A 2,622-nucleotide genomic window follows, 5' to 3' on the forward strand; every position below is an offset into this window, starting at 1 on the left:
CGGTGCAAAGTGCAAGACCATCACACAAAGTCGAGTAGCTGCTTCTTGGGGGGGGTAAACTAGACATTGCCTGATTATATCACATAAAATGTCCAGTTATGTCACTAATTGTCTAGATATTTACGGACTGTTAGTTAACCCCTTTGACTAGCGAGAGGGGTTTTTCGCAACTGCCCTTTGGACTTATGTCCATCGGGTCTTATGTTCGCTCCACAGACTATCACCGCAAGCCCTGCGGCTAGAATATTGTTTGCGGCATTAATGTCTCGGTCGTGGTGAGTTCCACATTCCGGGCAATCCCACTCCCTAACATCAAGCGGCAATTTATCAACAACGTGACCACAATGTCCACAGCGCTTAGAGCTGGGAAACCATCGGTCAATCTTAACCAGTATTCGACCGTACCACTGGCACTTATACTCTAATTGACGAACCAGTTCACTCCAGCTTGCGTCAGCAATTGCTTGAGCCAACTTATGGTTTTTTATCATATTCTTCACTGCTAAATCTTCGACAACAATCGTTTGATTTTCACGTACCAGTCGAGTCGTTAGCTTGTGAAAAAAGTCTTTGCGGGCGTCGGCAATTTGAGCATGGATTCGAGCAACGAACCATCGTCCAGAAGCATCCAGCTTTACTGTAACCGTAGAAGGTTCACAGTTTTCGGGAAGGGTTCGACTCCAGCGGATTGGCAAGGGTTCGTGGCATTTCGCTAACCATAATTGCTTATCTTTCCACTTAAAAGCAGAACGGGTAAACTCAGCACTGCCGCCGTTACGCAACTTCAAGAAGTTGGGATATTTAGCACGACCTGCCCAGAAATTGGTAAACGCTTTCTGCAAGTTTCTCAATCCCTTTGCTGGTTTTGGCGGTTTTACCCCGAACTCCTGGCTAGCCAAGACCCCAACGCTTTACTAATTCCCGCCCATAAAATCTTACCCGAGCGAAAATGGCTGGGAACCGCTTACGGCTTTTCTCAGTGACCAGCACATCAGGGACTTTAAGAAGATTCACTCTAAATTAGCACAATTGAACTTGAACTCCTACAGCAAGCTGTCTCCATTGCCCAACGCCTCAACGATTCTCGCGCCCAATCCTTTGCGCTGGGTAAGCTGGGACAACTTTATGAATGCCGCCAGGACTACCCCCAAGCCCTCAACTTAACCCAACAGGCTCAATTGAGGGCGAACCAGGATTTACTTGCCAAAGATAGTCTGTATTTATGGCAGTGGCAGGCGGGACGCATCTTTAAGGCACAGGGGAAAGCGTCTGAAGCTGTAATGGCTTACGAACAAGCTGTTACTACTCTAGAAACTATCCGCAGCGATATTCTCACCGCCAATCGCGACGTGCAACTTGACTTTCGAGATGCGATTAATCCCATTTATCGGGAGTTGGCACAGTTACGCCTCGAACAAGCGTCTTTGCCTTCTGTTGAACCCATGGAACGTACCAAGGAACTCAGTGCTGCCCTTAGAACAATTGATTCTCTGAAGTTGGCAGAACTGCAAAATTATTTTGGCAATGATTGCGTGATAGCCGCCCTTAATTTAAATGACTCAGCCGATTTTAGTCCCGCAACGGCTGTTTTTAGTACGATTATTCTGAAAGACCGTACTGCTATTCTCGTCAGTCTCCCCAACGGCGAAAAACGGTCAGCGTGGATAGATATCGATAGTCAGGCGCTTATTGACGAAATCAATGAATTTCGCCGGGAATTGGAGAGATTTATGGATTTCGTTTATGACCCTACCCAAGCCCAAAAGCTGTATGATTGGCTGATTCGTCCCTTCGCCTCTGACTTAGAACAAGCCCAGGTCAAAACGCTGGTATTTATCCAAGATGGTATCTTGCGTAGCATTCCCATGGCGGCACTTCATGACGGGGAGAAATTTTTGGTGCAAAAGTATGCCATTGCCACGACTCCCAGTCTGACTCTAACTGAAAAGAAAGCACTCGACCGTAAACAGCTACGGGCGCTGATAATAGGATTAACCAAGGAGGTGGTTGTGGACGGTCGCAGGTTTCCCGCGTTGAGTAACGTTGGTAAAGAAGTCAGTCAAGTTGAGGCTCGAATGCCGGGGAGTAAGGGACTCCTTGATGAAGAGTTTACACGCGATCGCTTGCAACAGGAACTCAGCCAAACCCTTTACCCGATTATTCATATTGCCACCCACGGGGAGTTTGGTACAGAGCCAGAGGATACATTTCTGGTGACGGGAGACAATGGCAAGCTGACGATTACCGATTTAGAGGCAACCATGCGCCGCATTAATGTGGGTTCTGAGGCGGTAGAACTGCTGGCACTCACGGCTTGTCAAACGGCGGTGGGGGATGACAGGGCGGCGCTGGGTTTAGCGGGGGTGGCGGTGCAAGCTGGGGTGAAAAGCGCCTACAATTTTAATCCACCATTTTAGGTGGGTGACGGCAGTAGGTTGGGTTGACGCAGGAAACCCAACAAAGTTCAGGATTATTGTCTGAACTAAGCTGTTATGCATTTAAACTGTGATAAGAGCATTACCCTTATTTTTCAGTTTACGCCCCCAATTAATAACTAGCTTGTCTTCATTTAAAAGTTGATGCAACAAAGATTCTAACTCTTCAATGGATGCAAAAAGCCGA

Annotated in this window: 2 protein-coding genes and 1 pseudogene; 1 reads left to right on the forward strand and 2 read right to left on the reverse strand. The window is 47.4% G+C overall.

Features of this window, described 5'->3' with window-relative positions; genetic code table 11:
* Window positions 1-134: 134 nt before the first annotated feature.
* Complete coding sequence (locus RIM23_RS11665; protein ID WP_446367218.1) at window positions 135-899, reverse strand: RNA-guided endonuclease InsQ/TnpB family protein; 765 nt, start codon at window positions 897-899, stop codon at window positions 135-137.
* A gap of 279 nt (window positions 900-1,178) precedes the next feature.
* Here RIM23_RS11665 and RIM23_RS11670 point away from each other — a divergent pair, with 279 nt between their 5' ends.
* Window positions 1,179-2,417, forward strand: a complete 1,239-nt coding sequence (locus RIM23_RS11670; protein ID WP_446367220.1) for a CHAT domain-containing protein — start codon at window positions 1,179-1,181, stop codon at window positions 2,415-2,417.
* 81 nt (window positions 2,418-2,498) lie between these two features.
* On the opposite strand, the pseudogene RIM23_RS11675 reads toward RIM23_RS11670, so the two are convergent.
* Window positions 2,499-2,622, reverse strand: a pseudogene (locus RIM23_RS11675) (IS630 family transposase); the annotation flags it as partial.

The sequence above is a fragment of the Coleofasciculus sp. G3-WIS-01 genome, from assembly GCF_040223135.1.
Classification (GTDB): Bacteria; Cyanobacteriota; Cyanobacteriia; order Cyanobacteriales; family Coleofasciculaceae; genus Coleofasciculus.